Below are 24397 nucleotides of genomic sequence, written 5' to 3' on the forward strand. Positions count from 1 at the left end.
GCGTCGGTCAGTCCTGGTCGTCCCGGTCGTCGTCGGCCCACAGGCCGGACACGCGCTCCCGCTCGAGCTCGGCGCGCGCAGCCGCCTTGGCGTCCATGCGCTCGAAGTACTCCTCGCGGCGCTCGTTGCGCGTCGGGCGCGACGATCCACCGACGCGGGCGTCGGTGCCGCGGGCGCTCGTGATGAGCTCGGCGGTCGACGTCAGCGTGGGCTCCCAGTCGAACACCATGCCGCCGTCCCCGCCGATGACGACGGTGGACCCGGCGACCGCTCCGGCCTTGAACAGGCCGTCCTCGACGCCGAGCTTCGCGAGCCGGTCGGCCAGGTAGCCGATCGCCTCCTCGTTCGTGAAGTCGGTCTGGGTGACCCAGCGCTCCGGCTTGTCGCCCCGGACGCGGTAGAAGCGGTGCTCCTCGCCGCCCTCGGCGCGCACGGTGAAGGGCTTCTCGTTGACGGCCTTCGGGCGGAGGACGATGCGCTCCTGCTCGGGCGCGGCGGGACGGTCGGCACGGGCCTGCTCGACGACCTCGGCCAGGGCGAACGTCAGCTCGCGCAGACCCTTGCGGGACGCGGTCGAGATCGGGAACACGCGGTAGCCGCGCTCCTCGAGCTCGGCGGTGACGAAGTCGGCGAGCTCGGCTGCCTCGGGCACGTCGACCTTGTTGAGCGCGACGAGCTGCGGACGCTCGAGGAGCGGGGTCTGGCCCTCCGGCACCGGGTAGCGCTCCAGCTCGCCGAGGATGACGTCGAGGTCGGAGAGCGGGTCACGGCCCGGGTCGAGCGTGGCGCAGTCGATGACGTGCAGGAGCGCCTCGCAGCGCTCGACGTGCCGGAGGAACTCGAGGCCGAGGCCCTTGCCCTCCGACGCGCCCTCGATCAGGCCCGGGACGTCGGCGACGGTGAAGCGGACCTCGCCCGACTCGACGACGCCGAGGTTCGGCGTCAGGGTCGTGAACGGGTAGTCGGCGATCTTCGGCTTCGCGGCGGAGATCGCGGCGATGAGCGAGGACTTGCCGGCGCTGGGGAAGCCGACGAGGGCGACGTCGGCGATCGTCTTCAGCTCGAGGCTGACGTCGCCGGTCCACCCCGGGGTGCCGAGCAGCGCGAAGCCGGGGGCCTTGCGCTTCGTGGTCGCGAGCGCGGCGTTGCCGAGACCGCCCTGACCGCCGGGGGCCACGACGACGCGCATGCCGGGCTCGGTCATGTCGGCGAGGACCTCGCCGTCCTCGTCGTGCACCACGGTGCCGATCGGGACGGGGAGCTCGAGGGTCTCGCCGCTGACACCGCTGCGCATGTCGCCCATGCCCGGCTGGCCGTTCTTCGACGAGCGGTGCGGCGAGCGGTGGTAGCCGAGCAGGGTCGTCACCTGCGGATCGGCGACGAGGACGATGTCCCCGCCGTCACCGCCGTTGCCGCCGTCCGGGCCGGCGAGGGGCTTGAACTTCTCACGGCGGACCGACACGCAGCCGTTGCCGCCGTTCCCCGCGGTGAGGTGCAGGGTCACGCGGTCGACGAAGGTCGCCATGGGTCCACTCCTGGTTCTGGCTCGAGCGCGCGGACGGTACCGCGGCGCTCGAGGTCGTGCACGAAAGAACGGGAGGGGCGGGCACGTGGCCCGCCCCTCCCGCAGAGTCTGTCGTCGCTGGTGTTACGCGTTGACGATGTTGACGACCTTGCGGCCGCCCTTGGTGCCGAACTCGACCGAACCGGCCGAGAGGGCGAACAGCGTGTCGTCGCCACCGCGGCCGACGTTGGCGCCCGGGTGGAAGTGGGTGCCGCGCTGGCGGAGGATGATCTCGCCGGCGTTGACGACCTCGCCACCGAAGCGCTTCACGCCGAGGCGCTGTGCGTTCGAGTCACGACCGTTGCGAGTGGAGCTCGCACCCTTCTTGTGTGCCATCTTCTACTCCCGCCTTACGCGATCGAGGTGATCTTGACACGGGTGAGCTCAGCGCGGAAGCCCTGGCGCTTCTTGTACCCGGTCTTGTTCTTGAACTTCTGGATGACGACCTTCGGGCCGCGGAGGTCCTCGAGCACCTGGGCGGTGACGGTCACGTTCGCGAGCTCGGAAGCCGCCGACGTGATCTTGTCACCGTCCACGAGGAGCACCGGGGCGAGGTCGATGTTGCCCTTGTCGTCGGCCTTGGCACGGTCGATCGTGAGGATCGTGCCGACCTCGACCTTCTCCTGACGGCCGCCGGCGCGCACTACTGCGTAAACCACGTGGAATTCCTTACGTACTCTGCTTGAGGGAAGTCTCGGGTGCCCACTTCTGCACGAGCGGCTCCCGGAGGCCGGGCCCGATCGGCGACGCAGGCAGAACGGCCCGCTGACACCAGGGATCGAGAATACTCGATCCCCCCGGGTCCGGTCAAACGGCGACACACGTACGATGACTCGCGTGACCGTGCTGATCGACCCGCCGACGTGGCCCGCCCACGACACCGTCTGGTCGCACCTCGTCAGTGATGCATCCTACGACGAACTCCACGCCTTCGCCGAACGGGCCGGGATCCCCCGCCGCGCGTTCGACCACGACCACTACGACGTACCGCGTTCCCGCTACCACGAACTGGTGGCTGCGGGCGCGACGGCGGTGACCGGGCGCGAGCTGGTGCTCCGGCTCATCGCGAGCGGCCTGCGGGTGGCGCAGCGCGACAAGCGCGGTCGGGACCGGCACGCGCACTGACCGTCCGCGCAGGCCGCGCGGACGGTCGGCGACGCGCTCCCTCCGTGGCGCGTCGCACGGGTCCGCGGCGCGACGGCCGGGAGGCGCGCCCCGCCGCCGCCACGCAGCGTCGCGCCCGGTGGCCCACCCGGCAGGACGCGGGGTCGCCGCGGTCCCGTCGGCCATGGCACGACGATCGATGCGACCCGCCGTAGCGTGCGGTCGGCGGCCGGCCGCCACAGCGGACGGCAGCAGCGGGAGGCCGGGCGCCGGACGCCGGACGCCGGCAGCCGCCGGACGCCGGACGCCGGCAGCCGCCGGACGCCGGACGCCGGCAGCCGCCGGTCGCCGGCAGCCCCCGGCCGGCGGGCGGCAGGGTGGCGGCCACCGGCTGGCGAGCGGCAGTGTGGCGGCGCTGTCGGCGTCCGCACGACGTCGAGCACGTCGAACCACGTGACGGCGTGGCGCGAGGTGCTTCCCGGTGGTCAGCAGCAGCTCGCGCCGTGCGGTCGGCACGGTTCGGCGTCCGGCGGTCCGGCGGTGCGCGGGGTGGCCGGGCGGGGTCGAGCGAGCCGACGACGGACGCCCGGAGCCGGGCTCCCGCCGGTGGCTGTGCCAGCGCACCGGCGGTGCCCGGCGACCGAGCGTGTCGGTGTCAGCGCGTCGGCGGCGTCCACCGGTCGTCGGGCCGCTGCACGGGCGGCTGGCCGGCGGCCTGCTGGGACCCGGACGGCTGACCGTACTGCTGCTGCTGCTGCTGCGCACCGTAGGGCTGCACGGCGGGCTGCACGGTCGGCGCGGGCACGGCGTCCGCAGGACGGACCGTCCCCGGTCGTCCGCCCGTCGGCCCCTGCCCCGGGCGTCCTCCCCGTGGACGTCCCAGCCAGAGCCACGCCACGGTCGACGTCGCGAGGAGCATGAGGGTGAAGGGGATGCCGTTCTGCAGGGGCCCGGTGAGGACGTCGATGACGAGCCGGGCACCCGACCCCGTCCGGACCGCGGCGTAGGACCCGGTGAAGACCCCGACGAGCGCCAGGGCGACCGTCCCCGCGGCACCGGCGAGCACGGCACGGAGGAGCACCGTCGGCAGCGGACTCCGCCGCGCGATCGGCGTGAGGAACGCGAGGGCCGTGAACGCTCCCACGTAGAACGGGAACGGCGAGGCGAACACGCCCGACACGAAGCTGCCGAGCAGGCTCGCCCCGGTGCCGTACGTCGAGAAGGGGTGCACGACGAGGGACGCCCCGAGCAGCCCGAGGACGCCGGACACCACCTCGACGAGCACGACGGACACGACGGCGATGAGGGCCCCCGTGACGTTGGCGACCGACGCTCCGGGTGCGAACGCCCGGCGCGGATCCGCGGTCCGGGGCGGCCGTGACCGCACCCGGCCCTGCTGGCCGTACGGCTGTTGGCCGTCCTGCGGCTGGCCGTACGGCTGCTGACCGTACGGCTGCTGACCGTCCTGCGGGCGGCCGTACGGCGGCTGCTGCTGGCCGCCGGGTTGCTGGCCGACGTGCTGCCGGCCGGGCCACGCCGGGCCACCGGGCTGGCCGCCCGCGGGCGGTGCGGGCTGCGACCAGCCCGCACCGTAGTACCCGCGGTCCTGCTGCCGACCGTTCGGGTCGCCCGCGTGGGTCACGTCAGTTCCCCACGATCACGGCGCCGTCGTCCTGCCCGTCGTCGTCCGAGGACGCCGGTGCGCTGATGCTCGGCGACGACACACGGCGCGACCGCGATCGGCCCTGCCCCGGCTGCTTCGGCTCCGGGAGGGCCTGCAGCACGGAGTCGAGGAGCGACTCCGCGTCGTCCCGGACCGGACGCGGCTCACGCTTGGTCACGGCCACCGGGATGTCGAGGATCGCGACGGTGTTCTCGGTCGGGGTGACGGGAGCGCTCGAGCTCACGCGGCGACGGGTCGGCGCGGTCTTCGCCGGAGCAGCCTCCTGCGCGGACGGCTCGGGAGCGGACCCCTGCGAAGGGGTCTCCTGTGCGCCAGCGGAGCCCGCGCGGCCGGAACGGTGCTGGACGGCCTCGTCGGTGTCGCGCACGGCGGACCCGCGCTGCTCGCCGCCGTGCTGTTCGGCATCCTGCTCGTCGGTACCGCGCTGCTCGGGTGCAGCACTGCCGGCACCACGACCGCCACGACGGCGGCGGCGCTTCGACCCGGACGACTGCTCGCCGTCACGGTTGCCCGCACCCCCGGCGTCCTCCGCGCCACGCTCCGGCGCGGACACCGGCGACGGACCGGACGCTGGTGCATCGGCCGAGGCGGAGACCGCGGCCTCGGGGTCCGGGGCCGCCGCACCGCCGCGCGGCGACGCCACGCCGGTCACCGGTTCGCCGGACGACGCCTCGTCGTGGGGCAGGGTCGAGGCCGCGATGCGGGACAGCGCGTTCTTGACGTCCTCGGTGATCTGGTGCGCCTGCGACGACTGGCCGGTCGACCCGTTGCCGGAGCCCCCGTTGCCCGAGCCGCCGTTGCCACCGTGCCCGTTGCCTCCCTGGCCGTTGCCGTTGCCGTTGCCACCGGTCGAGCCGCCGTTGCCGCGGCCCTTGCGGCGCCCCTTCGAGGGCCCGGGGTCCGCGTTGTTGTCGTTGACCTTGGCGTTGACCTCGTCGAGCGACTCACGCAGCCCGACACCGATCTTCTTGCGGGTCATCTGCACGAGGCCGAGCGAGGTGACCTCGGCCACCTGGTGCTTCGTGCGGTCGCGGCTCAGGCACTCGACGAGACGACGCAGCACCAGGTCGCGGTTCGACTCGAGCACCATGTCGATGAAGTCGATGACGATGATGCCGCCGATGTCGCGCAGGCGGAGCTGTCGGACGATCTCCTCGGCCGCCTCGAGGTTGTTCTTGGTGACGGTCTCCTCGAGGTTGCCGCCCGAGCCGACGAACTTGCCGGTGTTGACGTCGACGACCGTCATGGCCTCGGTGCGGTCGATCACGAGCGAGCCACCCGAGGGCAGCCACACCTTGCGGTCCAGGGCCTTCTCGATCTGCTCGTTGAGGCGGTACTCCTCGAACGAGTCCGGGCCGTCGTAGATCTCGACGCGGTCCTTGAGGTCGGGCGCCACGGCGTCGAGGTACTCCTCGATGGTGCCGCGCGCGGCCTCGCCGTCGATGATCAGCTTCGTGAAGTCCTCGTTGAAGACGTCACGCACGATCTTGACGAGCAGGTCCGGCTCCGAGTGCAGCATGACCGGGGCGTGCCCGTTCTGCACCTTCTTCTGGATCGCGTCCCACTGGCTGGTCAGGCGCTGCACGTCGCGCGTGAGCTGTTCCTCGGTCGCGCCCTCGGCAGCGGTGCGGACGATGACGCCCGCGTGCTCCGGCAGGACCTCCTTGAGGATCTTCTTCAGGCGCGCACGCTCGGTGTCCGGCAGCTTGCGCGAGATGCCGTTCATGGAGCCGTTCGGCACGTAGACCAGGTAGCGACCCGGCAGCGAGACCTGCGAGGTCAGACGGGCACCCTTGTGCCCGACCGGGTCCTTGGTGACCTGCACGAGGACCTTGTCCCCGGGCTTGAGCGCGGCCTCGATGCGTCGGCCGTGGTTGCCGGTGTCGACCGAGTTCCAGTCGACCTCGCCCGCGTAGAGCACGGCGTTCCGACCGCGGCCGATGTCGACGAAGGCCGCCTCCATCGAGGGCAGCACGTTCTGCACCTTGCCGAGGTAGACGTTCCCGATGAGCGAGACGTTGTGCGACTTGGTGACGTAGTGCTCCGCGAGGACGTTGTCCTCGAGCACGCCGATCTCGATCTTCGACGAGCTCGACCGGACGATCATCTGGCGGTCGACGCTCTCGCGGCGCGCGAGGAACTCGTCCTCGGTGATGACCGTGCGACGACGACCGGCGTCACGGCCGTCGCGGCGACGCTGCTTCTTCGCCTCGAGGCGGGTGGATCCCTTGATGCGCTGCGGCTCGGTGATGAGCTCCGGCTCGCGGCGGCGCGGCTCCTGGTGGTCGCGCGGCTCACGGACACCGCGCTCCTGGCGGTCGGCACTGCTCCCGCGACGACGCGAGCGACGGCGGCTGCCGCCCTGCTCGTCGTCCTCGTCGTCGTCCTCGTCACGCGCAGCGCGCGCCGGCAGGGCCGGCAGGTCCGGCAGGACCGGCGCGTGGAAGATCAGGCTGAGGGTGCTGGTCGCCTTCGGCACGAAGGGCTCGTCCGCCTCCGGGGCGGATGCCGGCTCCGGCCGGGAGGCACCGCCCACCTCGACCGCGTCGGTCGCCACCGCGGTGGACGCGTCGTCCGCCGTGGTCGCCCCGTCCGGGTCGGCTGCTGTGGTCGCAGCGGGTGCGTCCGCGACCGTGCTGCGCTCGGTGCCGGCTGCACCGCCGTCCGACGACGCGTCGACGACGGGCTGGCTGCCCGTGACCGTCGAGACGTCCTGGGGCTCCGCGGCGGCGGCCGTGACGTGCTCGACCGCGACCTCGACGGCGTCGTCCGCCGTCGCCGTGTCCGTCGACGCAGGGGTCGTCGACGCAGGGTTCGTCGGCTCGGGGGTCGTCGGCGCGCTGCCCGTCGTTTCGGTGTCCGTCGCTTCGGCATCCGTCGCGGCGCTGTCCGTCGACGCGCTGTCCGGGGCGACCGGTCCGTCGACCGCAGCGGCCTCGTCGGTCGGCGCGTCGTCGGTCACGGCGACCGTCTCGATGTCGCTGGTGTCGGTGTCGACGTCACCACGGGCCTCCTGGCCGGTGGACCGGGCGCGACGGCTGCCGAACAGGCGGCCACGGCGCTTCGGTGCGACTTCTTCGTTGTTCGGGTTGTCGGTGTTCTGCTCCACCATGGATCTGGTGCACTCCTCGGCCCCACTCGCGTCCTGACGGACGGCGGGAATTCTGTGGTTGTCACGGGTGGCGTCCACGCCCCCGCGTTCGTTCTCGTGACCGGTGTTCGTCGTCCCGGCGTGCGGTCCGGTGTCGTTCCGTGTCGGACACCCGGCCCGACCGGCTCGGCATCGGATGTGACGCGAGTCCCGGTCACGGCGCGCTCTCACCGCGCCTGATCGTCCGGGCTGCGCCCGGAAAGCTCTCTCGCCGCACGGATCGGCCGCGCGACTGCTGTCATTGTCGCACGAGGTGCCAGGAAAGGTCCGGAACGGACATGCGATGATGACGCCGTGAGCACGAGCGCAACCACGCCCCGCCGCCCGGTCGCGATGGCGGTCTTCCTCATCGTCACCGGAGCAGTCGGCCTCTTCGCCGCGTTCAACCTGGTGCTGGACGAGTTCGCGAAGTACGAGAACCCGTCGAAGGCGCTCAGCTGCGACGTGAGTCCGTTCGTGAACTGCTCGCAGGTGATGACGAGCTGGCAGGGCTCCCTGTTCGGGTTCCCGAACCCGCTCCTCGGCGTGATGGGCTTCGTCGCCCCGATCGCCGTCGGGGTGATGCTGCTCGCCGGCATGCGGAACGGTCACCGCTGGTTCTGGGTGCTGTTCAACGCCGGGGTGTTCCTGGCGTGGGTGTTCGTCACCTGGCTCTTCACGCAGACCGTCTGGGTCATCGGCTACCTGTGCCCCTGGTGCCTGCTCGTGTGGACCGTGACGATCCCGATGTTCTGGATCTTCACGACCTGGAACGCGGCGCAGGGACGCTTCGGCGCCGGGCTCCAGCGGGTCGGGCGCTCGCTGCTGCCCTACTCGTGGGCGTTCGTGCTGGCGAACTACGCCGTGATCGTGGTCAGCATCCTCATCGTGTTCCCCCGCGTGCTCTCGACGCTCCCGTTCTGACGTTCCCTCTCCCCCGGCCGTCCTGACGTCGTCGGGTCGCTGCTGGGTGCACGTCCCGGTCGTCCTGACGCCGCCGGACCGCTGTGATGCACCCGTCCCGGTCCCTCGAGCGGGCCAGATCCGTCGCGCTCGATGTTCTCCGGCGACGGATCGTGCCCTCGCCCGGATCGCCAGCGGCGTGTCCTGCCCGCTCGGGAGGGCCGTCGGATCGGTCCTGATCGCTCGCGCAGCGTCCGGACGACACGTGCTCCTCGCTCCTCCGGTGTGCGAGCGGATCGTCCCGCACCGGCGAGCGTGCTGCCTCGGCCCGTGATCCGCCGACCCGGCCAGGCCCGGACGCCCGATCCTTCCCATGACACCTGCGATGCAAGGCGCTTTCGGGCATTCCTGGTGCAACCGAAGCGCCGGGTACGCCCGGTTCCGCTCGGTACGCCCGGATCGACCAGGTGCGCACGCCGCCGCGCGCCCCCGCGCCGCACCGCACCTCCCCGCACCCCAGGCGCCTCCCCGCGCCCCAGGCTCTGCGTCGCGCGCCCGCGCCCCAGGCAGTCCGGGGCCGAGTGCGGCGGGGCCGACTACTTCGCGGCGGCCTCGATGGTCGGGACGACGTCGGTGAGGGTGCTCACACGCTGCCCGTTCACCAGGATCGTCGGCGTGCCGAAGCCCTGGGGACCGGCGACCGCCGGGTCCGAGGTGACCTGGTTCGTGATCTTCGTGACCCAGCCCTTGTACGTCTCGTTCGACAGGCACTCGGACACGTCGGAGCCGGTGGCCCCGCCGGCCTTCACCAGGTCGGCGATCTCGGCGTTGGTCAGGCCCTTCGTGCCCTCCTCCGGCTGCTTCTCGAAGAACTGCGTCTGCACGTCGAGGAACTTGTCCGGCGCGTAGTTCGCGACGCACATCGCGGCGTTCGCGGCACGGCTGGCGTAGCGCGAGCCGAGGTAGCTGCGGTCGAGGATCGACACCGGGTGGATCTCGAGCGTCGCCTGACCGTTCTTCACGAAGTCGGTGATCTGGTCGGCGTAGGCACCCTCGAACTGCTTGCAGACCGGGCAGGCCCAGTCGACGTACTCGACGACCTTGACCTTGCCGTCGCTGTCGGCCGTGGCGACCGGGGACGGGGTGCCGTCCGCCGAGACCGCTCCGGTCGTGACGGGGGTGATCTTGCCGTCGCCGCCGGTGAACTGGATGCCACCGGTGACCATGTTCTTCGGGCCGGCGGCGGAGGTGGTGCCCCCGCTGTTCACGTTCACCACGACGATCGCGATGATCGCCGCGACGGCCACGATGCCCAGGCCGATGCCGCCCTGCAGGAACCACTTGTTGCGGCGCTTGCGGCGCTTCTCGGCGTCGGCCCGCTGGCGGGCGACCTCACGGGCGTGCTGGCGACGCTCGTTCTTCGTGGGACGGTCGTTGTTCGTCATCGCGTCTGTGCTCCGCTTCGGTCGATCAGGCGAACCAGAGGGCGAGCTCGCGGGCGGCCGACTCCGGGGAGTCCGAGCCGTGCACGAGGTTCTGCTGCACCTTGAGGCCCCAGTCGCGACCGAGGTCGCCACGGATGGTCCCCGGGGCGGCCGAGGTCGGGTCCGTGGTGCCGGCGAGCGAGCGGAAGCCGGCGATCACACCGTTGCCGGCGACGCGCACGGCGACGACCGGGCCGGACTGCATGAACTCGACGAGCGGCTCGAAGAACGGCTTGCCCTGGTGCTCCTCGTAGTGCTGGTCGAGGAGCTCACGCGACGCCGTGACCATCTTGAGGTCGACGATCTCGTAGCCCTTGGTCTCGATGCGACGGAGGACCTCTCCGGTGAGCTGGCGGGCGACGCCGTCGGGCTTGACGAGGACGAGGGTCTCTTCGAGATCGGACACGCAGTTCTCCTGTGGTTCGGTGGTGGTCAGTCCTCGGCCTGAGCGGCCCGGAACGCGGCGTTCTGCCGGTCGAGCTGACCGCCCTTGACGAAGCAGAACACCCACAGCGCCAGGAACACCGCGCCGACCGCGAACATGAACGGCTCGATGAAGCCGGTGGCGAGGATGGCCGCCTGCAGCAGCCACCCGAACCATACACCGGCGCGCTTGCCCGTCAGGCGTGAGGCAGCTGCGAGGACGATGATGGCCAGGATGCCGCCACCGAACGCCGCGAGCGGCGGCAGCGTGCCCTTCCCGTAGACGACGAGCATCGGGAAGAAGAACATCACGGCCTCGAGTCCGAGGGTGATCGCGAGGAGGCTCTCGCGGGCACCGCGCTGCGGGCGCGGCTTCCGCACGCGCGGCTGTCGACCCCGCCGGGAGGCCCGTGGTGCGTCCGTCACTTCGTCCCGCTCTCCGCGTGGACCAGGTCCATGACCTTCCCCACCATGACGATGGAGCCGGCGACGAGCACGAGGGCGTCCTCGGCGTCCGCCTCCTCCGCCAGGTCGCGCGCTTCCTGCAGTGCCTGCTCGAGCGCGGGTTCGACGACCACGCGGTCCTCGCCCACCTCGGCCACGACGATGCGGGCGAACGCGTCGGCGTCGAGTGCACGGTCCCCCGGCGGCTGCGTGACGACGAAGGTCTGGACCGTGTCCTTGAGCGCCCGGACGAAGCCGCGGGCGTCCTTGTCGCCGAGGATCCCGACGACGCCGACGACGTGCTCGGACGGGAACGCGACCGGCAGCGCCTCGGCCAGGGCGCGCGCCCCGTGCGGGTTGTGCGCGGCGTCGACCACGACGGTGGGCTCCTGCGCGATCGGCTGCAGCCGGCCGGGGCTGGTCGCGTTCGCGAGGCCCTCGGACAGGACGTCCTCGTCGAGGGCCTGCGAGCCCCGCCCGAGGAACGACTCGACCGCGGCGATCGCGACGGCGGCGTTGTGCGCCTGGTGCTGGCCGAAGAGCGGGACGAACAGGTCGTCGTAGCGCCCGGCGATGCCCTGCACGGTGACGAGCTGTCCGCCGACGGCCGGGGTGTCGGACACGACGGAGAACCCGGTGCCCTCGACGGCGAGCGTCGACTCGGTGAGCTCCGCGGCCCGCTCGAGCTCCGCGAGGGCCTCGGGCGTCTGGGCACTGGAGACGACCGACGACGACGGCTTGATGATGCCGGACTTGGTGCGCGCGATCTCGGCGACGGTCGACCCGAGCTGCTTGGCGTGGTCGATCGCCACCGGGGTGATCACCTGCACCTGGCTCTGCACGACGTTGGTGGAGTCCCACTCGCCGCCCATGCCGACCTCGATGACGGCGACGTCGACCGGTGCCTCGGCGAAGCACGCCAGGGCCAGGACGGTCAGCGCCTCGAAGAAGGTCAGCGGCTGCTCGCCCTTGTCGGTGAGCTCCTGGTCCGTCATCGCCAGGATCGGGGTGATGTCGTCCCAGTTCTCCACGAACCGGTCGGCCGCGATCGGCTCGCCGTCGATGACGATGCGCTCCCGGATCGACACGAGGTGCGGACTCGTCATGAGGCCGGTGCGCAGCCCGTGGGCGCGGACGATGCTCTCCGCCATGCGCGCGGTCGACGTCTTGCCGTTCGTGCCGGTGACGTGGATGACCGGGTACGCCAGGTGCGGGTCGCCGAGGAGCTCGACGGCCCGTCGGGTGGCGGTCAACCGACGTTCGGGTGCCTGCTCGCCGATCCGGGCGTACAGGGCGGCTTCGACGCGCTGCACCTCGTCGTCGTCGCCGCCGTACGGCAGCGCGTCCGTCGGGGCCTGCTCGCCGGACGGTCCGACCGGGATGCGGACCCCGGCCGTGTCGTCGAGCGGACCGAGGTCCTCGATGCCGTCGTGGTCGTCGTCGTACTGCTCGCTGTCGCTCATGCGCGTGCCACCTCCACGGACACCTTCGCACCGTCGCCGACGTCCGAGCCCTCGCCGGGAGCGAACGTCGTCGTGGTCACCTCGACGCTCGTCGCGAGGGTCTCCCCCGCGATGAGCTGCTCGTGCGTGCGGATCGCGTCCTCGGCGTCCTCGGACACCCGGAGCGTCAGGACGATGCGGTCGCTGACGTCGAGGTCGGCGTCGCGGCGGGCCTGCTGCACGGCGCGGACGACGTCACGGGCGAGCCCCTCGGCCTCGAGCTCGGGGGTCGTCACGGTGTCGAGCACCGCGAAGCCGCCGCCGTCGAGGAACGCCACCGCGACGGAGTCGTCCGCGACGGTGAGGTCGAGCGTGTACTCGCCCTCGACGAGGTCGACGCCGCCGACCGTCACGCCGGACTCGGTCGCGACCCAGTCACCCTTCTTGGCGGCCGGGATCACCTGCTGCACCTGCTTGCCGATCCGGGGGCCAGCGGCGCGGGCGTTGACGGTGAGCTTCCGCTCGATGCCGTAGCGGCCGAGCGAGGACTCCTCCTGCTGCTCGAGCACGACGCGCTTCACGTTGAGCTCGTCACGCAGGATGTCCGCGAACGGTTCGATCGCTGCCGGGTCCGGCACGACCAGCGTCAGGGTCGCGAGGGGCAGACGGACACGGCGGCCGGTCGCCTTGCGGAGCGCGAGCCCCTTCGACGCGACGTCGCGCACGCGGTCCATCGCGGCGACCAGGGCGTCGTCGGCCGGGAACTCGTCGGCGGACGGGAAGTCCTCGAGGTGCACGCTGCGCCCGCCGGTCAGGCCCTTCCAGACCTCCTCCGTGACGAGCGGCGCGAGCGGGGCGGCGACGCGGGTGAGCGTCTCGAGCACGGTGTACAGCGTGTCGAACGCCGCGCGGGCCTCGGGTGAGGACTCCGCACCGAGCCAGAACTTGTCGCGCGACCGACGGACGTACCAGTTGGTCAGCACGTCGGCGAAGTCCCGGACGGCCTGGGCCGCGAGCGGGGTGTCGAGCGCGTCGAGGTGCGTGGTCACGTCCGCGACGAGCACCCGGGTCTTCGCGAGCAGGTACCGGTCGAGCACGTCGGTGCTCGCCGTGCTGCGCGAGGCCTGGTAGCCGGTGTCGCCGGAGGCGTTCGCGTAGAGGGTGAAGAAGTAGTACGTCGACCAGAGCGGCAGCAGGAACTCGCGGACACCCTGGCGGATGCCCTCCTCGGTCACGACGAGGTTGCCGCCGCGGATGACCGACGACGACATGAGGAACCAGCGCATCGCGTCGGCGCCGTCGCGGTCGAACACCTCGGAGACGTCCGGGTAGTTGCGGAGCGACTTCGACATCTTCTGGCCGTCCGAGCCGAGCACGATGCCGTGGCTGATCACGTTCCGGAAGGCCGGGCGGTCGAACAGCGCGGTCGACAGCGCGTGCATGACGTAGAACCAGCCGCGGGTCTGCCCGATGTACTCGACGATGAAGTCTGCGGGGCTGTGCTCCTCGAACCACTCTCGGTTCTCGAACGGGTAGTGCACCTGCGCGTACGGCATCGAGCCGGAGTCGAACCAGACGTCGAACACGTCCGAGATGCGGCGCATGGTCGACTGCCCCGTCGGGTCGTCGGGGTTCGGCCGGGTCAGCTCGTCGATGAACGGACGGTGCAGGTCGACCTCGCCGTCGGCGTTCAGCGGCAGGCGACCGAAGTCGCGCTCGAGCTCCTCGAGCGAGCCGTAGACGTCCTGGCGCGGGTACGCCGGGTCGTCCGACACCCAGACCGGGATCGGCGTGCCGAAGTACCGGTTGCGGGACACCGACCAGTCGATCGCGTTGCCGACCCACTTGCCGAACTGACCGTCCTTGACGTTGTCCGGCACCCAGTTGATGTCCTGGTTGAGCTCGCCCATGCGGTCGCGGAACTCGGTGACGCGGACGAACCACGACGAGACCGCCTTGTAGATGAGCGGCTTGCGGCAGCGCCAGCAGTGCGGGTAGTTGTGCTCGTACGAGGCCTGGCGGAGCAGTCGGCCCGCCTCGCGCACGGCCTTCGTCAGCGGCTTGTTGGCGTCCGACCAGAGCATGCCGGCGACGTCGCCGAACTGCGCCGTGAAGAGTCCGCCCTCGTCGAGGGACAGCACCACGGGGATGCCGGCGGCCGCGCAGACCTCCTGGTCGTCGGCGCCGTACGCCGGGGCCTGGTGCACGATGCCGGTGCCTTCACCCGTCTCGACGTACTCGGCGACGAGGATGCGCCACGCGTGCTCGTAGCCCTCGGCCTCCGCGAGGAAGTCGAACAGGCGCTCGTACTCGACGCCGTCGAGCTCGGCGCCGACGACCGTGCGGAGCACGGCGGCGAGCGCGTCGTCCGCGCTCTCGTAGCCGAGCTCCTTCGCGTGGGCGGCCACGGTGTCCGAAGCCAGGAGGTACCGAGCCGAGCCGGCGTCGCCACCGTCAGCCGCGCCTCCCGGCCCGGCCGGCACGACTGCGTAGGCGATGTCCGGACCGACCGCGAGCGCCGCGTTCGTCGGCAGGGTCCAGGGGGTCGTCGTCCAGGCGAGTGCGCGGACCCCGGTCAGGTCGAGTGCAGCGGCGCGGGCGCCCTGCAGCGGGAACGACACCGTGACCGACTGGTCCTGGCGCATCTTGTAGACGTCGTCGTCCATGCGCAGCTCGTGGTTCGAGAGCGGCGTCTGGTCGTTCCAGCAGTACGGCAGGACGCGGAAGCCCTCGTACGCCAGGCCCTTGTCCCAGAGCTGCTTCCACGCCCACAGGACGCTCTCCATGAAGGTGACGTCGAGGGTCTTGTAGTCGTCCTCGAAGTCGACCCAGCGCGCCTGACGGGTGACGTACGCCTGCCACTCGTCGGTGTACTGCAGCACGGACTGCTTGGCCGCGGCGTTGAAGACGTCGACGCCCATGTCGTCGATCTCGTGCTTCTCGGTGATCCCGAGCTGCCGCATCGCCTCGAGCTCGGCGGGCAGCCCGTGGGTGTCCCACCCGAAGCGGCGGTGCACCTGCTTGCCGCGCATGGTCTGGTACCGCGGGAAGACGTCCTTCGCGTAGCCGGTCAGCAGGTGACCGTAGTGCGGCAGGCCGTTCGCGAAGGGCGGGCCGTCGTAGAAGGTCCACTCCGTGCAGCCCTCGCGCTGGTCGATCGACGCCCGGAACGTGTCGTCGCCCTTCCAGAAGGCGAGGATGCCCTGCTCGACGGCGGGGAAGGACGGGGACGGGACGACACCGTCGGTGGGGACGTTGAGGGGGTAGGCCACGAGCTGCTCCTGTGGGTTCGGTTCGTCTCCACGAGGACGGAGCGTGCTCCGCGGTACCACCTCGCTTGCCGGACGCTGCTCGCGCTGCGACCGACCGCTCGTTCGCCGGATGGGGTGCGGTCCGGTCCGCCCGGGTCTACTGACGGCGGTGGTGCTGCCGCGTTCTTCCGGAGGCTCACCGGTGATGGCCGGTTCGACGCCTGGTGGGACGAGTCTACAAGAGTCGGAGCATGCTGGAGCGATGCCCTCGTCCGAGAAGCAGGACCGTCCGGAGTCCCTGCTCACCGTCGTCATCGCCTTCGCCGCCAACCTGCTCGTCGCCATCGCCAAGACCGTCGCCTCCCTGATCTCGGGTTCAGCGTCGATGACCGCGGAGGCCGCGCACTCGTGGGCCGACACGGGCAACGAGATCTTCCTGCTCGTCGCCGAACGACGCGGCGCGAAGAAGCGGGACCGGAAGCACCCGCTGGGGTACGGTCGCGAGACCTACATCTGGTCGATGTTCGCCGCGTTCGGCCTCTTCACCGCGGGTGCCGTCGTGTCGATCTGGCACGGCATCACCGAGCTCGGCGAGACCGGTCCGGCCGAGGACGTCGTGCTCAACTACGTCGTGCTCGGCATCGCGTTCGTCCTCGAGGGCACGAGCTTCCTGCAGGCCTACCGCCAGGCACACGGAGCCGCCACGAAGCGCCGCGTCCCGGTGCTCCGCCACGTGCTGCAGTCGTCGAACCCCACGCTCCGGGCGGTCTTCGCCGAGGACGCCGCGGCGCTGGTCGGCCTCGTGATCGCGTTCCTCGGCGTGCTGCTGCACCAGCTCACCGGCCTCGCGGTGTTCGACGCGATCGGCTCCATCGCGGTCGGACTCCTGCTCGGGGTCGTCGCGATCGTCCTCATCGAGCGCAACCGCCGGTTCCTGGTCGGCGAGGCGACGTCCCCCGAGCTCGAGGACGCCGTGCTCACCGAGCTGCTCCGTCGCGACGAGGTGGAGCGCGTCACCTACCTGCACCTGGAGTTCGTCGGACCGTCCCGGGTGTTCCTGGTGGCCGCGGTCGACCTGACCGGCAACGAGCTCGAGGACCACGTCGCGGTCCGGCTCCGTCGGGTCGAGGCGTCGCTCGAGGAGAGCCAGTACATCGAGGAGGCCGTCCTCACCCTGAGCATCCCGGGCGACGCGTCGCTCGCGGCCCGAGGGGACGGCGACGTCCCGGGGATCGTGCGCGACGGCACGGTGGAGGACGTCGCGGCCGGCGGTGCCGGGACGCTCCGCACCGAGTAGCGCCTGTCGGGTCAGCGCGCGTCGAGGCCTGCCGCGACCGGAGTCAGCGCCGCGCCGACGTACTCGACGAGGGACCTGCGGGCGACACCGTCGGCGACCCACACCCCGAACGCCGCCGCCGCGGCCCCGAGCATCGCCCCGGACACGGTCTGCGGCCACAGGGACGTCGGGTGCTCCCCCGTCCGCGAGCCGACGAACGCCGAGACCGCCCCGTGCTGCGCCATCACCCGCGCCGCCACACTGGCGACGAGCTCGGTGCCGATGTCCATCACCTCGGCCTGGGCGATCGCCCACGGCACGCGGTCGGGGTCGTGCGCCCGCGCCGCGGCGAGCACGGCCTGCTCCACAGCGCGCACGGGCGAGGACTCCGTCGAGGCGGTGAGGAACGCGGGCAGGTCGGCCACCGCGGCGTCGAGCTCCAGCCAGAGCACGTCCGACTTCGCCCCGAAGTAGTTGAAGAACGTCGCCCGGCTCACCCCGGCCCGGGCCGCGATCTGGTCGACGGTCGTCCGCGCGTACCCCTGCTCGAGGAACAGCTCGGCAGCCGCGTCGGCGAGGACCTCGGCACTCGAGCGTCGGGGGCGGCCACCGCGGCGCATCGTCTCGTCCATGCCGCCAGTAAACCGCTAGACTCGTGCAGCCATGATCTTGGACCGAGTACAGAAAATACGCGCCCGCGCGCTCCTCACCGCCGCGGGAGCCACCGCGGTCCTGCTGGCCCTGACCGCCTGCACCGGCGGCGGCACCGCCACCGACGCCGGCACGCCGGTCAGCGGCGGGACGCTCACGTACGCCTCCGGCGACGCCGAGCCGACCTGCCTCGACCCGCACGTCGGCGGCAACTACCCGCAGGCCCTGCTGTCGACGCAGTACATCGAGATGCTCACCGGGCTCGACCGGGCGGGGAAGCCGACGCCGGCCCTCGCGACCGGGTGGACGACGAGCGACGACGGGAAGACCCTGACGCTCGACCTGCGCACGGACGTGTCGTTCTCCGACGGCACCCCGTTCGACGCGGCCGCCGTCGTCGCGAACATCGAGCACGTGCAGGACCCGACGACGGCGTCGAGCACGGGCTACCTCGCCCTGCAGTCGATCACGAAGGCCACGGCGACCGACGACCACACCGTCACGCTGACCCTGAGCCGCCCGGACAGCGCACTGCTCGAGTCGTTCTCGCAGCCCTGGGTCGGCATGGAGTCGCCGAAGGCCCTGCAGCGTCCGCAGGCGACGAACTGCGCATCCCCCGTCGGCACCGGCCCGTTCAGCGTCACGGAGTGGCAGCGGGGCGATCGCATCACCCTGGCGAAGAACGACGGGTACACGCCGCTCACCGGCTCGACGGAGCCCCGCCTCGACGGCATCACGTGGCGCTTCCTGCCCGACTCGACCTCGCGCTACGCCGCACTGCAGGCCGGCCAGGTCGACGTCATCGACAACGCCCAGCCCGACCAGCTGAAGAGCGCCTCGACGAAGGGCGCGATCCGCGACCTCGACGCCCCGCGCCCCGGCGCCTCGAACCGCCTCGAACTGAACTCCGGGCACGGGGTGTTCCGCGACGAGGCGGTCCGGAAGGCCTTCATCGCCGGCGCCGAGATCGACCCGGGCCTGCGGAGCCTGTTCCTCGGCACCGCGAAGCGCTCGTACTCGGTGCTGTCGAGCGTCGAGCCCGACGGGTACTCCGATCCGGCGCTGTTCGAGTACTCCCCGAAGACGGCGGGACGCCTGCTCGACGAGGCCGGTTGGAAGGTCGGCAGCGACGGCGTCCGCGAGAAGGACGGGCAGCGGCTCACCGTCACCTTCCCGGTGTCGACGAACCAGTCGGTGCCCGCGGAGCGCAGCCTGTTCCAGCAGGTCCAGGCCTCGGAGAAGGCGGTCGGGTTCGACGTGCGGCTCGAGGAGCTCGACCTCTCCAGCTGGTACGCCGCCCTCGCCGCGAACGAGTACGACGTCGTCAGCGCGCCGTACACCAAGGTCGGCCCGGACGTCCTCCGCATCCTGTACGACAGCGCGAGCATCGAGCCCGCACCGTCGGGCTACTTCGCGAACCTCGCGCAGCTCGACGACCCGACGGTCGACGACCTGCTGGAGCGTGCGGCACGCACGTCGGACGCCGACGAGCGCGGCGACCTGTACCGCCAGGCGCAGCAGCGGATCCTGGCGAGCGGCACCGTCCTGCCGCTCTACGACCAGCAGAACCACTTCCTGTACCGCTCCGCCGTCCACGGCATCGAGACCACGTCGGTCTCCACCCCGTGGTTCGGCACCGCGTGGATCGCGCGCTGACGGGCGAGCCGGCCGGGAGGCCCGCCCCGCGTCCGCCACGCACCGGCACCCGTCGCGGGTGGCCGGCGTGGGTCCTGTGGGGTCTCCGCCGTGCGGCCGGCGGCATCGGGGTGCTCTGGGCGGTCGCCACGATCGTCTTCGTCGCGATCCGGTTGATCCCGGGTGACCCGGCGCTGGCGATCCTCGGCGGCCCCGGGTCCCAGGCCTCGGCGGAGGCGGTCGAGGCGGTCCGCCGCGAGTACGGCCTCGACCGGCCGGTGCTCGTGCAGTACGCGGTGTTCCTCGGGCGCCTGGCGACCGGGCACCTCGGCGACTCGTACGCGTTCCGCACGCCCGTGTCCGAGCTCCTCGCGCAGCAGGTCCCGGTGACGCTGACGCTCGCGGTCGCCGGACTCGTCGTCGCCTGGGTCCTGGCGATCGGCGCCGCGTGGTGGTCGACGCAGCGCGGACGGATCGCCGCGGCCCTGACCGGCGCGATCACCGTGACGGCGAGCGTCGTGCCGCACTTCTGGCTCGGCAGCGTGCTCATCGTGGTCTTCGCGAGCGCACTCGGGTGGGTGCCGGCGGTGTCGGACGGCAGCCTGCGCGGTTGGGTCCTGCCCGTGCTCACCGTCGCCGTGCCGGTCGCGGGGTACCTCGCCGAGACGGTCCGCGACGGCGTGGTCGACGCCCAGCGCTCCGCGTTCGCCCTCGCAGCCCGCGGCCGCGGGGAGACCCGCGTCGGACTGTTCGGTCGTCACCTGCTCCGGCACGCGGCGCTCCCCGGGATCGCCCTGTCCGCGTGGGCCTTCGGCTCGCTGGTCTCCGGTGCCGTGGTCGTCGAGTCGGTCTTCGCGCTGCCCGGCATCGGTCGTGCCCTGGTCACCGCGGTCACCCAGCGGGACATGCCCCTGGTGGCCGGGATCGCCCTCGTGTCCGCCGCGGCGTACGTCGTCGTGCTGGCGGTCGCGGACCTGGTCGAGCGGGCGGTGGACCCGCGGACCCGCGACCGACGCCCGGCCGGTCGCGTGGGGCGAGTGCGCGTGCGCACGCAGGGCAGGGTGGACGCACGGTGAGCGGGGTGCTCGACCCGGGCCTCCCGGCCGGTGCGTCCGAGGGGCGGGCCCGACGGTCCGAGCGGTTCCGTGGGGGGACGCTCGGCCCGGCGGGCTCGGTCGCGGCGGTCGTCGTCGCGGTCGCGGTGCTGGCGGCGGTCTGGCCGGCGCTGCTCGGCGGCGGCGACCCGCTCGCGGTGCACCCCGCCGACACCCTGACGCCACCCGGACCGGCGCACCCCTTCGGCACCGACGAGTCCGGACGCGACGTGCTCGCGCGCGTGGTCGCGGGGACACGGGCGTCACTCGTGGTCGGGGTCGCCGCGACGCTCGTCGGCGGTCTCACCGGGATCCTGCTCGGCACGCTCGCCGGACTCGGTGGCCGGATCGTGGACGCGGTCGTCGGCCGGGTCACCGAGGTGGCGTTCGCGCTGCCGCTGCTGCTCGTCGCGCTCGTCGTCATCGCGGTCACCGGCCCCGGACCGGTGCCCGCGACCCTGGCGGTGGGGTTCGCCACGGCGCCCGGGTACGCCCGGATCGTCCGCGGCCTGGTCCGGAGTGCGCGGTCGTCGCAGGTGGTCGAGACCGCCGTGCTGCAGGGCCGCTCCCCCGGCCGGATCGTGTTCCGGCACGTCCTGCCCGCGGCACTCTGGCCCGTCGTCGCCGTCGCCACGCTCGGGGTCGGCCAGGCGGTCGTGTGGGCGTCGGCGCTCAGCTACCTCGGGGTCGGGACCCCGCCGCCCGCGCCGGAGTGGGGTGCGATGCTCGCGGACGGCCGCACCTACCTGCTGACCGCGCCGTGGATGAGCACCTTCCCGGGCCTCGCCATCGTGGTGCTGGCGACCGCGGTGACGGTGCTCGGCCGTGCGGTGCGGCGGACGGGGGCCGTGCGGTGAGGGGCTCCGAGCGGGGGCCCGACGACGTCGCGGGACGGACCGGTGCAGCACGGCCGGTGGGGACCCGCGTGCTCGACGTCCGCGGGCTCGCGGTGTCGATCGACGGCGCGACGGTGGTGCACGGCGTCGACCTGCACGTCGACGCCGGTGAGTGCGTCGCCCTGGTCGGGGCGTCCGGCTCCGGCAAGACCGTGACCGCCCGGGCGGTGCTCGGGCTCTCCGCAGCGGGTGCCGCGGTCACCGCCGACCGCCTCGACCTCGTCGGCTCCGACGTGTGCGGGCTCGCCGAGCGGCGCTGGCGTCGGCTCCGCGGGAGCACCGTCGGCTACGTCGGCCAGGAGGCCCTCGGCGCACTCGACCCCCTCCGCCCCGTCGGCCGCGAGGTCGCCGACGCCCTGCGCCTGCACACCGACCTGCGCGCAGCAGAACGGGTCGATGCCGTGCGCGCCGCACTGGCGGGCGTGGGGCTCGACCCCGCGATGGCGACCGACGGCCGGCGCTCCGGCACGCTCTCCGGCGGCATGCGACAGCGCGCGCTGATCGCGGCGGCGACCGTGGCCTCCCCCGCGCTCGTGGTGGCGGACGAACCGACGACCGCCCTCGACGCCGCCGTGGCCGTCACCGTGATGGAGCAGCTCCGGGCCGTGCAGGACCGCGGCGCCGGGCTGCTGGTCATCACGCACGACCTCGGGCTCGTCGCCGGGTGGGCGGACCGGGTGCTCGTCGTCGACGAGGGGACGGTGGTCGAGCACGGACCGGTCGCCGAGGTCTTCGCAGCACCGCAGCACCCGGCGACCGCAGCCCTGGTGCGGGCGGCACGGGCGGACACGCGCCGGGCCGTGGGACGGGTGCCCCGGACCGGTGCGCCGTCGGCCCCGCTCCTCGAGGGCTCCGGGCTGTCCCGTTCCTTCGACGGGGTGCCCGCCGTGCAGGACGTGTCGATCACCGTGCGACCGGGCCGCGTGACCGGTGTCATCGGCGCCTCCGGGTCGGGCAAGACGACGGTGGCGCGGATGCTGCTCGGACTCGAGACGCCGGACGCCGGCTCCGTCACGCTCGACGGCGGCCCGTGGGTGCCCCTGCCCGAGCGCGAGCGCCGGGCTCGTCGGCACCGGGTGGCGGCCGTCGTGCAGGACCCCGGGGCGACCTTCGACGAGCGGTGGAGCGTCGGACGGGTGCTCGCGGACGCCCTGTCCCGCGGGCAGGAGCGGCGGGCGCGGGGTGGTCCGGCCGACCCGGTCGACGCTGCACTCCGTCAGGTGGGACTCGACCCCGAGCTGCGGTCACGCGCCCCGCGCACGCTCTCCGGCGGACAGCGGCAACGACTGGCGATCGCCCGAGCGCTGGCGACGTCGCCCGAGGTGGTGGTGCTCGACGAACCGGTGACGGCACTCGACGCGACCGTGCAGGACGCGGTGCTCACGCTGCTCGAACGACTGCGCGACGAGACCGGCGTGGCGATGGTGTTCGTGTCGCACGACCTGCGCGCCGTCCGGCGGATGGCGGACGAGGTGCTCGTGGTGCACGACGGCCGCGTCGTCGAGCAGGGCCCCGCGGAACGCGTGCTCGGCGCGCCGGAGCACCCGGCGACCGCGCGCCTGGTCGACGCTGCCGCCCGGCTCGCCCGCGGCGCCTGACCGCGGCGCGCCGGCGCCGGCGCCTGAGCGCTGCGCCGCGCCAGCGGGCGAGTCTCGCTCAGGCGGACACGTTCGCGGTACCGAAGCCGCGAACGTGTCCGCCGGGCCGAGACTCGGGGAGCGCCCACGGAGCGGACATGCCGGGAGGCACGGTGCGCGTCCGTGGCGGACGTGCACCGTGCCTCCCGGCCGACAGCGGCGGCTACGAGCCCGCGGGCTCCTTGTCGGACCCCGGCTTCGGGGTGTCTCCCGAGATGATCGGGATCTCGCTCGTCGAGAAGTCCTTCGCCCAGTCGGACTGCGCGAGCTCCGAGGTCGGGTCGTTGTAGTCCTTGATGACGTCGGCGACCTCGTCCTCGTGGGCGACCGTGGGGCCCGAGCCCATGAGCGGCGTCGCAGCCGTCTCCTTGGTGAAGAACACCGCGACGAGGCCGATCACGGCCGCGAGCATGAGGTAGAAGGCCGGGATGTCCTCGGCCCACGAGAGCCCGGCGTCCTTCGCCCCGGCGATGAGCGCCTGCGTCGCGAGCGGCGTCGTGCCACCGAAGAGCGAGACGGACACGTTGAACGCGATCGCCAGCGCGCCGTAGCGGATGATCGTCGGGAACAGCGCGGGGAGCGTCGACGGCATGGTCGACGTGAACGTGACGAGCACGAGACCGAGGATCAGCAGGCCGAAGAAGACCCCGGCACCGGTCCCGGTCTGGACGAGCTTGAGCGCCGGCCACGACAGCACGATGAAGCCGATGCAGCCGGCGGCGAGGACCGGCCGGCGGCCGAACTTGTCGGACAGGCGACCACCGAAGGTGATGACGACCATCATCAGGATCATCACGATGACGATGAGGATCAGGCCGAACGTGGCGTTCTGCCCGAGGTTCGTCTCGAGGTAGGTCGGCATGTACGACAGCAGCATGTAGTCGGTCACGTTGAACACGAGGACCAGGCCGATGCAGATGATGAGCGAGCGCCAGTTCTCGGCGAACAGCTTGAGGAACGGCGTCTTCTGCGACTCGCGCTCGGCGGCCTGCTCCTGCTGCTTCTGGAAGGCCGGGGTCTCCTCGAGCTTCAGGCGGAGGTAGAGCCCGATGAGGCCGAGCGGACCGGCGATCATGAACGGGATGCGCCAGCCCCAGCTGAGCAGGGTGTCCTCGGGCATCGCGTACTGCAGGACCGTGACGATCGACGCGCCGAGCACGTAGCCGGCCAGCGTGCCGAACTCGAGCCACGAGCCCATGAACCCGCGGCGCTTGTCGGGCGAGTACTCGGCGATGAAGGTCGCGGCACCGCCGTACTCACCACCGGTCGAGAAGCCCTGCACGAAGCGGGCGACGAGGAGCAGCACGGGGGCCCAGAAGCCGATCGTCGCGTACGACGGGATGAGGCCGATCATGAGCGTGCCGGCGGCCATCAGGATCATCGTCAGCGCGAGGACCTTCTGCCGGCCGATCTTGTCGCCGATGGGGCCGAAGACGGCGCCGCCGATCGGGCGGACGATGAAGGCGGCCGCGAAGAACCCGAAGGTCGCGACGAGGTTCGACGTCGGGTCGCCTGCCGGCAGGAACACCTTCGAGATCGTGACCGTCAGGTACGCGAAGATGCCGAAGTCGAACCACTCCATCGCGTTGCCGAGGGCCGCAGCGGCGACGGCACGCTTGAGCAGCGACTCCTCGACGACGGTGACGTCGTCCTCGGTCAGCTTGCGGCGTGCACGCTTCGCTGCGCCCTTCGTGCGCAACGGCCGGTCGCCGTGCTGGTGTGCGTCGTTCGGTGCCAAGTTCGTTCCTCCGGTAGTGCTGTGTCTTGCCTTCGGGCATC

The 24397-nt window shown here is 72.2% G+C and carries 19 protein-coding genes; 7 read left to right on the forward strand and 12 right to left on the reverse strand.

Annotated features, from left to right (window positions below):
- Positions 1-7: 7 nt before the first annotated feature.
- The 3 genes from obgE to rplU form a co-directional block, all read right to left on the reverse strand.
- Positions 8-1525, reverse strand: coding sequence for a GTPase ObgE (gene obgE, locus M3677_RS03545; RefSeq protein ID WP_251159804.1), 1518 nt, complete (start codon positions 1523-1525; stop codon positions 8-10).
- 123 nt (positions 1526-1648) lie between these two features.
- The gene (gene rpmA, locus M3677_RS03550) at positions 1649-1900 is read right to left on the reverse strand and encodes a 50S ribosomal protein L27 (RefSeq protein ID WP_022905368.1); all 252 of its coding nucleotides are present in this window, start codon (positions 1898-1900) and stop codon (positions 1649-1651) included.
- Between the two features lie 14 nt (positions 1901-1914).
- Complete coding sequence (gene rplU, locus M3677_RS03555) at positions 1915-2223, reverse strand: 50S ribosomal protein L21 (RefSeq protein ID WP_066653169.1); 309 nt, start codon at positions 2221-2223, stop codon at positions 1915-1917.
- Between the two features lie 178 nt (positions 2224-2401).
- On the opposite strand from rplU, the gene M3677_RS03560 reads away from it, so the two are divergent.
- On the forward strand, positions 2402-2689 hold the full coding sequence (locus M3677_RS03560; protein WP_251159805.1) for a DUF4031 domain-containing protein: 288 nt from the start codon (positions 2402-2404) through the stop codon (positions 2687-2689).
- A gap of 634 nt (positions 2690-3323) precedes the next feature.
- Here the strand turns inward: M3677_RS03560 and M3677_RS03565 are convergent.
- Together M3677_RS03565 and M3677_RS03570 are read right to left on the reverse strand one after the other, a co-directional pair.
- Positions 3324-4310, reverse strand: a complete 987-nt coding sequence (locus tag M3677_RS03565; RefSeq protein ID WP_251159806.1) for a hypothetical protein — start codon at positions 4308-4310, stop codon at positions 3324-3326.
- Position 4311: 1 nt separating this feature from the next.
- On the reverse strand, positions 4312-6831 hold the full coding sequence (locus tag M3677_RS03570; RefSeq protein WP_251159920.1) for an Rne/Rng family ribonuclease: 2520 nt from the start codon (positions 6829-6831) through the stop codon (positions 4312-4314).
- Positions 6832-7797: 966 nt separating this feature from the next.
- On the opposite strand from M3677_RS03570, the gene M3677_RS03575 reads away from it, so the two are divergent.
- The gene (locus tag M3677_RS03575) at positions 7798-8406 is read left to right on the forward strand and encodes a vitamin K epoxide reductase family protein (protein ID WP_251154794.1); all 609 of its coding nucleotides are present in this window, start codon (positions 7798-7800) and stop codon (positions 8404-8406) included.
- Positions 8407-8981: 575 nt separating this feature from the next.
- On the opposite strand, the gene M3677_RS03580 is transcribed toward M3677_RS03575, so the two are convergent.
- From M3677_RS03580 to ileS, 5 genes are read right to left on the reverse strand one after another with little or no spacing between them, the layout of a single operon-like run.
- On the reverse strand, positions 8982-9830 hold the full coding sequence (locus tag M3677_RS03580; protein ID WP_058728427.1) for a thioredoxin domain-containing protein: 849 nt from the start codon (positions 9828-9830) through the stop codon (positions 8982-8984).
- Between the two features lie 25 nt (positions 9831-9855).
- Complete coding sequence (ndk, locus tag M3677_RS03585) at positions 9856-10275, reverse strand: nucleoside-diphosphate kinase (protein ID WP_058728426.1); 420 nt, start codon at positions 10273-10275, stop codon at positions 9856-9858.
- Between the two features lie 26 nt (positions 10276-10301).
- Positions 10302-10673, reverse strand: coding sequence for a DUF4233 domain-containing protein (locus M3677_RS03590; RefSeq protein ID WP_066653151.1), 372 nt, complete (start codon positions 10671-10673; stop codon positions 10302-10304).
- Between the two features lie 41 nt (positions 10674-10714).
- Positions 10715-12199: a folylpolyglutamate synthase/dihydrofolate synthase family protein gene (locus M3677_RS03595; RefSeq protein WP_251159807.1), complete on the reverse strand. Its 1485-nt coding sequence runs from the start codon at positions 12197-12199 to the stop codon at positions 10715-10717.
- Complete coding sequence (gene ileS / locus M3677_RS03600; protein WP_251159808.1) at positions 12196-15450, reverse strand: isoleucine--tRNA ligase; 3255 nt, start codon at positions 15448-15450, stop codon at positions 12196-12198. Before ileS ends, M3677_RS03595 begins: the two co-directional genes overlap by 4 nt.
- A gap of 241 nt (positions 15451-15691) precedes the next feature.
- Here ileS and M3677_RS03605 point away from each other — a divergent pair, with 241 nt between their 5' ends.
- Positions 15692-16726 (forward strand): cation diffusion facilitator family transporter, encoded by a 1035-nt coding sequence (locus M3677_RS03605; RefSeq protein WP_066653147.1) that lies wholly within the window; start codon positions 15692-15694, stop codon positions 16724-16726.
- A gap of 11 nt (positions 16727-16737) precedes the next feature.
- On the opposite strand, the gene M3677_RS03610 is transcribed toward M3677_RS03605, so the two are convergent.
- Complete coding sequence (locus M3677_RS03610; protein ID WP_066653145.1) at positions 16738-17337, reverse strand: TetR/AcrR family transcriptional regulator; 600 nt, start codon at positions 17335-17337, stop codon at positions 16738-16740.
- Positions 17338-17368: 31 nt separating this feature from the next.
- On the opposite strand from M3677_RS03610, the gene M3677_RS03615 reads away from it, so the two are divergent.
- The 4 genes from M3677_RS03615 (at position 17369) to M3677_RS03630 (ending at position 22579) form a co-directional block, all read left to right on the forward strand.
- Positions 17369-19012 carry an ABC transporter substrate-binding protein gene (locus M3677_RS03615; protein WP_251159809.1) on the forward strand — a complete coding sequence of 548 codons (1644 nt, stop codon included), beginning with the start codon at positions 17369-17371 and terminating at the stop codon, positions 19010-19012.
- Positions 18997-20067, forward strand: coding sequence for an ABC transporter permease (locus tag M3677_RS03620; RefSeq protein ID WP_308201961.1), 1071 nt, complete (start codon positions 18997-18999; stop codon positions 20065-20067). The genes M3677_RS03615 and M3677_RS03620 overlap by 16 nt, the downstream gene beginning before the upstream one ends.
- Positions 20064-20942: an ABC transporter permease gene (locus M3677_RS18315; RefSeq protein WP_251159810.1), complete on the forward strand. Its 879-nt coding sequence runs from the start codon at positions 20064-20066 to the stop codon at positions 20940-20942. Before M3677_RS03620 ends, M3677_RS18315 begins: the two co-directional genes overlap by 4 nt.
- A gap of 68 nt (positions 20943-21010) precedes the next feature.
- On the forward strand, positions 21011-22579 hold the full coding sequence (locus M3677_RS03630; RefSeq protein ID WP_251159811.1) for an ABC transporter ATP-binding protein: 1569 nt from the start codon (positions 21011-21013) through the stop codon (positions 22577-22579).
- A 202-nt stretch (positions 22580-22781) separates the two neighbouring features.
- On the opposite strand, the gene proP is transcribed toward M3677_RS03630, so the two are convergent.
- Positions 22782-24356 (reverse strand): glycine betaine/L-proline transporter ProP, encoded by a 1575-nt coding sequence (gene proP / locus M3677_RS03635; RefSeq protein WP_235426521.1) that lies wholly within the window; start codon positions 24354-24356, stop codon positions 22782-22784.
- Positions 24357-24397: the final 41 nt, after the last annotated feature.

Source organism: Curtobacterium sp. P97 (genome assembly GCF_023712445.1).
Lineage (GTDB): Bacteria > Actinomycetota > Actinomycetes > Actinomycetales > Microbacteriaceae > Curtobacterium.

Bases quoted from the DNA above. Each gene is read 5' to 3' on its own strand.
- M3677_RS03615 (WP_251159809.1), top strand. From the start codon at position 17,369: ATGATCTTGGACCGAGTACAGAAAATACGCGCCCGCGCGCTCCTCACC.
- M3677_RS03595 (WP_251159807.1), bottom strand. From the start codon at position 12,199: ATGAGCGACAGCGAGCAGTACGACGACGACCACGACGGCATCGAGGAC.
- rpmA (WP_022905368.1), bottom strand. From the start codon at position 1,900: ATGGCACACAAGAAGGGTGCGAGCTCCACTCGCAACGGTCGTGACTCG.
- M3677_RS03605 (WP_066653147.1), top strand. From the start codon at position 15,692: ATGCCCTCGTCCGAGAAGCAGGACCGTCCGGAGTCCCTGCTCACCGTC.
- obgE (WP_251159804.1), bottom strand. From the start codon at position 1,525: ATGGCGACCTTCGTCGACCGCGTGACCCTGCACCTCACCGCGGGGAAC.
- M3677_RS03610 (WP_066653145.1), bottom strand. From the start codon at position 17,337: ATGGACGAGACGATGCGCCGCGGTGGCCGCCCCCGACGCTCGAGTGCC.
- M3677_RS03580 (WP_058728427.1), bottom strand. From the start codon at position 9,830: ATGACGAACAACGACCGTCCCACGAAGAACGAGCGTCGCCAGCACGCC.